Raw genomic sequence first — 6,438 nt, 5'->3', positions numbered from 1 at the left:
TAATCTGGTGTGTGTCGGTGAACGGACCAAAGCCGCCCAGGCGGTATGGCAGTTTTTGCTGGATGAATTGCAATAACAATCAGGGCCTGTCGTTAAATTATGGAAAATGCATACGGAAAACTGGCTGCCTGGGTATATCACCTGGACAAACCCATCGGCCATTCATTTGGTGATCTGGAGTATTACCGTGAGCGTCTCGCAGGCTGCACGGGGGCGATACTGGAGCCCGCCACCGGCAATGGCCGCATATTAGTTCCTTTGCTGGAATCCGGTCTGGATATAGAAGGTTTTGATGCTTCAGAAGAGATGCTGCATTACTGCCGCCAGGAATGTCTGCAGCGGAATCTTAACCCCAGACTTACACGCCAGAAATTTCAGGATTTTACCGGCCCACGGCGCTATGAAGCCATTATTATGCCTGCCGGATCTTTCCAGTTGATCACCGATACGGCATCGGCACTGGCACTGCTGCAGCGCTGTTATGATAACCTTCTGCCCGGCGGACGTTTGATTCTGGATACAGATAACAGCAAAGAGATTATCCAGAGCAAGGGCGCTCTGCGCAGCTGGAAAGTGTCTGATAACGAACGGCTGACACTCTCCAGCTCAGATCCTGACATTAATTATGTGCAGCAAACAACGCTCACCTACCTGCGCTATGAGCACTGGCAAGATGGGCTGTTAACCCACAGCGAACTTGATCTGTTTTGCCTGCGTTGGTGGGGAATATATGAACTGACATTCGCTCTGCGGGCAGCCGGTTTTACCGACGTTATCGTATCCGGCGGCTATCAGCATGGCAGAGCAGCCGGTAACGACGATGCAATTATCAGCTTTGAAGCACGACGGCCATAATTCAGATTCTGAAACGGAAGCGCAGAAGCCTCTTTGAGACTTCTGCGCTGGCTTATTTTCCTCCCGGAGATTCAGCGCTTCAGCAAAAAATTACGCGGGCTTAAAGCGTAGTGACCATCACCGAGCAGGATATGCACAACGGATGCAACCAGCAGAAACAACGGATATTCCCAGCCTCCTCCGGTACTGGTATGTACCCAGCCATTACCGGCATGGGTCCAGGTTGCGATCAGTAAGACCGGCACTAACACGGCTGATGCATAGCGGCCATAAAAGCCGGTTAAAATCATCAATCCGCCGCACAGCTCAAGCAGAAATACCGGCCATGCCATAAATGCCGGCATGCCCTGGCTGGACAGCCAGACAGCAAAGCCCGGAATGGTAAACACATACCATTTCAGTAACGCGTGAGAAATCCACATACTGCCTAATGCCAGGCGCAATAAAGTGGCACCAGAGCTACCGAAGCGTTCATCAATAAAATTCATACTTCGGCTCCTGTGTTGGCCAGTTCCAGCGGATAACCAGCCTCCTCCCAACCCTGCTTTCCTTCGACAAATTCCTGCACATTAACGTAACCCATTTGCGCGAGAATTTTTGCCGCCATTTTTGAGTTCTGACAGCTACTGCTGGCGCAGTACACAACAATCAGCGCCTCTTTATCCGGCAGCTGTTCAGCGGCGCGTGCTCTGATTTCGTCATGGGGAATATTCAGCGCACCGGGTAAATGTCCCGCTGCAAAGTAGCGTTCGGGCAGAGCTTCAACCAGTGTCATCGGTATTCCCTGATCGAGGTTTTGTTTTATCTGTTCAGGCTTAATGGTGTTGTTCATATGCTTTCTCCTTTGCATCTAGTTGCAATTGCAACTAAAACAACATTAAGCACAACTGGTTGCAATTGCAACAACTTGCTTCTAATATTCTCGCCATGAACAAAACACCATCACCACAAGCGATTCAGGCCTGGATACAGCTGCATCGTACCCAGCGTCAGTTACTGAGCACCGTAGAGACTGCGCTGAAGAGCCAGGACCTGCCCGCTCTGGACTGGTACGACGTTCTTCTGGAGCTGCATAAAGCCAAAGGCGATGGCCTGCGCCAGTTTGAAATTGGCGAAAAAATACTGCTGAACAAGCATAATCTGTCACGACTGATCGACCGGCTGGAAAAGAACCTGCTGGTAGAGCGTCATCAGTGTTCAGAAGACGGGCGTGGCAACCGTATTAAAATCACGAGCGAAGGCAGCAGCATGGTGAAGGCGATGTGGCCGGTATACAGCCAGGCTATTCAGCAGAATTTTGCCGCTAAGCTGACGGAAGAAGAAGCGCAGACACTGTCAGAACTGCTGGCAAAAGTACTGCCCGCAGCACAATAAACAGCCGGCTGCTAATACAAGGATCAGAGAGATATGAATACGGATTTCAGAAAGACCGTACTGGGCTGTATAAAAATATGCGACAACCCTTTTGTGCGCAGTGATCCGTCATCCACCGATCTGACCCTGAGCGCAGTGGATACGCTGTGCGAAATGTATGCAGTGGACGATATTTTAGCGATTCTGCAGGCAGAGTTTGAACGACTGGAAATCGTTATTAAGGGGCGGGTCGGCAGCGGTACCGCCTATGAATTTATGCTGCTGAATCAGGATGCGCATTACAACTGCAAGGCAGCCATTGCTCATTTGCGTCAGCGGCAAGCAGCGGATTTATAAACTCCGCCCATAAAAAAAGCCTCCGCAGAGGCTTTTTTATTTTCCGGAAATCACTGTCAGTCGGTATTTTCCAGTGGTTTAACCCACAGCACACCAACATCCACTTTAATCACTTCTACCATGGTGCCTTTGGCAATAGGTTCAAAGCTTTTCAGTTTCCAGCGAATACCGGAATAGGCGTACTCGGTTTTCCCGGCACCATCGACATCCTCTTCCAGCATAAATGGCTGGCGGGCAAAGTCGCTTCTGATGCTGTCCTTCTGTACTTTGTTCTGCATCCGTTGCAAGGGTTTCCACAGCGCCAGAGCCAGTACCGCTGTCAGAACAGTATTACTCCACAGCGCTGCGGTTGCGGTTGCAGGCAACAGATCCAGACTCATTGCAAAACCGGTAATCAGCAGCGATGCGCCGAAAAACAGCAGAATAAAGGTAGCAAACCCGAGTACGGCCACTTCAATAATCAGTGCGGCAATACCAGCGACCATCAGCGTCTGGGGAAGATTCTGTTGCAGCAATTCCATATTTTATTCCTTTTTATTATTGAGAGAATTGATGATTGCCATCGACTGGGCCACCAGCGAGCTGGCATCGGTACCTGCATCCGGCAGCAGCACAACCGAGGATTCTTTGGCGATGGCTGCTTTGGCTTCAATCGCTTTGGTTGCCAGATCCAGCTGAATGGCTTTCTGACCTTCGGCGGTATTAGCCGCTTCACCAATTTTACGCAGCGCTTCGGCTTTTGCTTCAGCAACGGCCAGAATAGCCTGGGCCTCACCTTCGGCGTTTAATACCTGTTCGGCTTTATCGGCCTCTGCCGCCAGAACCTGAGCCTGTTTACGGCCTTCGGCAACGTTAATGGCTGCCTGACGGTCACCTTCAGATTCAAGAATCTGGGCACGCTTAACCCGTTCGGCTTTCATCTGCGCTTCCATCGATTCCATCACCGATTTAGGCGGCACAATATCTTTAATTTCGTAACGCAGTACCTGAATACCCCATGGCTCGGAGGCTTCGTTAATTGACGATACGATATTGGTGTTCAGCACGCTGCGCTCTTCGAAGGTGCGGTCGAGTTCCATTTTACCCAGTTCAGAACGCATAGTGGTCTGTGCCAGCTGGGTAACCGCAAATACGTAATCATCCACACCGTAGGTTGCTTTATACGGATCGAGCACACGGAAATAGAGCACACCGTCGACCGACAGGGTGATGTTGTCTTTGGTAATGGCTGACTGGCTTGGTACATCCACGGCCTGTTCTTTCAGGCTGCGGTCGGAGGCAACGCGGTCAACAAAAGGAATTACAAAGTTCAGACCGGCTTCTTTGGTGCCCTGATATTTGCCGAAACGTTCGACCAGCCAGGCACGGTTTTGCGGAACAAAGATGATGCTTTTTTTCAGCACCACCAGAATAAAAATCAGCGCAAAGGCTTCGACAGAAAAGAGCTTACTCAGCAGATATTCCATGAATAGTGTTTCCTTGTTGAATTAAAGGCCAGTTTAACACCAGCCTCTGGCATGGCGCAGCAGCCATTGGCCTGATTTTACAATTCCATGCATAGGCTGCGACAGGGTTCGCATAAGTGCCCGTGCATATTCCTGATAAAGAACATTCTTTGATCATATCGGCAAATGCGGTCGGATTACGGCACCTCAGCACCCGTTTGTGCCTGAAATCTGGCGTAATGTTCCCTTACCAAATACAAAACCTGCCCGCACAATGGCTGCCAGCCTGTCCCTTGTACCCATTACTCAGGAATACCCCATGCTGATGAATTTCTGGCAGACCATGCAAGACGGTTTTAAAAGTGAAGTTGGCGCGGTTTCGCTGGAGGAAATGCTGGCACGCCATACCACAGCCGAATCTCAGTTTATTGAGCTGCAGGGGATGAACGTACATTACCGTGATGTCTGTCGCTGTGCCGAACCGGAAAAAGCACCGGTGCTGATTCTGCTGCACGGTATTTTTTCGTCGCTGCATACCTGGAATGACTGGACCGATATTCTCAGCAAAGATTTCCGCGTTATCAGTATCGACAGCCCGAACTTTGGCCTTACCGGCGCACATCCGCGCGGCATGTTTAAATACATCTACAGTGATTTTCTCAACGAATTTACCGACGCATTAGGTATTAAGCAGTGCTCGCTGGCCGGTAATTCGCTGGGTGGTTGGATGAGCTGGGAGTTTGCCGGCCGTTATCCGCATAAGGTTAATAAGGTTATTCTGCTCGACAGTGCCGGTTTCTTTTTTGTACCACCACCGGTATTGCTGAGCATGGGACTGCCGTTAAGTGGCTGGATGGCGTCGATGATGCCGGTGCCGCGCAAAGCCATGTATGCCACCATCCGCACCACTTACAGCCGCAAAGAACGGCTGAGCAAAGAGGTAATGGACCGCTATTACGATTTATTTATGCGTGCCGGCAACCGGGGCGCTGGGGCGGCGGTGTTACGCTTTATCCGTAATCGCGCCGGCTTTGACACCGCTCCACTTAAGAAAGTGACGCAGCCGGTATTGATTATGTGGGGCCGCAACGATGCCTGGATTCCGCTTTCCCATGCAGAGAAATTTGCCAGGGCCCTGCCTCAGGCGCGCACTATTATTTATGATGATTGCGGCCATATGCCGATGGAAGAATTGCCGGCCGAGAGTGCCGCCGATGCACTGGCTTTTTTAAAGCAATAAATAATGATCCGGGGCACCTCTGAATCATGCATCTGAATCATGCATCTGAATCATGCATCTGAATTATGCATCCGAATTATGCATCCGAATTATGCAGAGGTGCCCAAGGTAACGGGAGCAACGCATTAGCGCCCGTTGCTTTTCATAAACGAGCGTAAATTCTTCATCGCCATGGTCTGTACTTTATTCTTAAGCAGTGGCGTCCAGCCCAATAATAAACCCGGCAAGCCCAGCGCCTGACGACTCCAGTTCCAGAAACTGAAGCGATCAATGTGCTGAATGATTTTGCCATCGAGAAATTCAAACTCAGCGTCAATTTTATTGTGCACCCGCCGGCCGCTCTGGCTGAAGGTGTACTGCGCCTCCCAGTGTGCCGTTATCCGCCCGCCGTGATGCTCAGTAACAGCGAAAGTCATCTGCATGTCTTTGCCGCGCTCGCACAGCATCTGCCACATGGCACCGATTTCTTCTGCGCCATTCAGGCCGAAAGCTTCATCACGGAAGGTCGCCTGCGGGTGATAGCACGCCGCCATGGTCTGATAATCCTTTTGCTGAAAGGCACGATAGAAATGCTCGATCAATGCTTTGTTATCGGTCGCTGTCATCACTGCTCTGTTCTCTGTGTTATCAGGGCCTGTTGCCATCGGGAGAGAGCCGCAGGTTGTTGAAATCATTCTGGCGCAGAATCAGGCTGGCCATAAGGTGGCGTATAAGCCCAACATGGTAGACAATCGGGCCACATTATTTGAGATACCGTTATGCCGCGCTGCGTTATTCTGGCTTTGAACCACTGCCCGTTATCGTCGGTTTCCGGGCCACTGGAGATTCTGCTGCTGGGCGCGCGCCTGGCTGCCGCCCACGACTGGCAAATTGAAGTGGCTGCAGAACAGCAGCAAACCATCAGTGGTCACGGCGGTATCAGCCTCAACGCTCATACCCGTCTGGCCGATGTTGAACAGGCCGATCTGCTTATCGTCGCCGCTATTGGCGATCCGCGAAAGCGCCCGGATGCATTGCAGGCCAGTACCCTGCAGCAGATACACACTCTTCATCAGCGTGGCACCCGTATGGTGAGTATCTGCACCGGAGCTTTTGTGCTGGCGGCGGCGGGCATACTGGAAGGCAGGCAGGCCCCCAGCCAATGGGCGGTTACCGACTGGATGCAGCAGCAGTTTCCCGCTGTTTTAT

At 51.3% G+C, this 6,438-nt stretch carries 10 protein-coding genes; 5 read left to right on the top strand and 5 right to left on the bottom strand.

Translation table 11 applies throughout. The features are described 5' to 3' along the window. Positions 1-99: 99 nt before the first annotated feature. The gene (locus tag B3P58_RS18100) at positions 100-855 is read left to right on the top strand and encodes a class I SAM-dependent methyltransferase (protein WP_286719492.1); all 756 of its coding nucleotides are present in this window, start codon (positions 100-102) and stop codon (positions 853-855) included. 71 nt (positions 856-926) lie between these two features. Here the strand turns inward: B3P58_RS18100 and B3P58_RS18095 are convergent, their stop codons facing one another. Both B3P58_RS18095 and B3P58_RS18090 read right to left on the bottom strand, forming a co-directional pair. Next, the gene (locus tag B3P58_RS18095; RefSeq protein WP_286719490.1) at positions 927-1,343 is read right to left on the bottom strand and encodes a DoxX family protein; all 417 of its coding nucleotides are present in this window, start codon (positions 1,341-1,343) and stop codon (positions 927-929) included. Continuing rightward, positions 1,340-1,687, bottom strand: coding sequence for a rhodanese-like domain-containing protein (locus B3P58_RS18090; RefSeq protein WP_286719488.1), 348 nt, complete (start codon positions 1,685-1,687; stop codon positions 1,340-1,342). Before B3P58_RS18090 ends, B3P58_RS18095 begins: the two co-directional genes overlap by 4 nt. 59 nt (positions 1,688-1,746) lie before the next feature. On the opposite strand from B3P58_RS18090, the gene B3P58_RS18085 reads away from it, so the two are divergent. Together B3P58_RS18085 and B3P58_RS18080 are read left to right on the top strand one after the other, a co-directional pair. Continuing rightward, positions 1,747-2,229: a MarR family winged helix-turn-helix transcriptional regulator gene (locus B3P58_RS18085; protein WP_286719487.1), complete on the top strand. Its 483-nt coding sequence runs from the start codon at positions 1,747-1,749 to the stop codon at positions 2,227-2,229. 33 nt (positions 2,230-2,262) lie between these two features. Further along, a complete protein-coding gene (locus B3P58_RS18080) occupies positions 2,263-2,565 on the top strand; it encodes a hypothetical protein (protein WP_260976811.1) in 303 nt (100 codons plus the stop codon). Positions 2,566-2,621: 56 nt separating this feature from the next. Here the strand turns inward: B3P58_RS18080 and B3P58_RS18075 are convergent, their stop codons facing one another. Next, positions 2,622-3,086, bottom strand: a complete 465-nt coding sequence (locus tag B3P58_RS18075; RefSeq protein WP_145466610.1) for an NfeD family protein — start codon at positions 3,084-3,086, stop codon at positions 2,622-2,624. Positions 3,087-3,089: 3 nt separating this feature from the next. Continuing rightward, positions 3,090-4,031, bottom strand: a complete 942-nt coding sequence (locus B3P58_RS18070) for an SPFH domain-containing protein (RefSeq protein ID WP_145466611.1) — start codon at positions 4,029-4,031, stop codon at positions 3,090-3,092. 298 nt (positions 4,032-4,329) lie between these two features. On the opposite strand from B3P58_RS18070, the gene B3P58_RS18065 reads away from it, so the two are divergent. After that, positions 4,330-5,250, top strand: coding sequence for an alpha/beta fold hydrolase (locus B3P58_RS18065; RefSeq protein ID WP_286719483.1), 921 nt, complete (start codon positions 4,330-4,332; stop codon positions 5,248-5,250). Positions 5,251-5,375: 125 nt separating this feature from the next. On the opposite strand, the gene B3P58_RS18060 is transcribed toward B3P58_RS18065, so the two are convergent. Then, positions 5,376-5,855, bottom strand: a complete 480-nt coding sequence (locus B3P58_RS18060) for a nuclear transport factor 2 family protein (protein ID WP_286719481.1) — start codon at positions 5,853-5,855, stop codon at positions 5,376-5,378. Between the two features lie 153 nt (positions 5,856-6,008). Here B3P58_RS18060 and B3P58_RS18055 point away from each other — a divergent pair. Further along, a partial coding sequence (locus B3P58_RS18055; RefSeq protein WP_286719479.1) for a DJ-1/PfpI family protein occupies positions 6,009-6,438 on the top strand: 430 nt, incomplete at its 3' end.

This window comes from Thalassolituus sp. UBA2009 (genome assembly GCF_002335285.1).
Lineage (GTDB): Bacteria > Pseudomonadota > Gammaproteobacteria > Pseudomonadales > Oceanobacteraceae > Venatoribacter > Venatoribacter alkanivorans.
Note: the sequence above shows the minus strand (reverse complement) of the source record. Positions and strands in the feature narration are given on the sequence as shown.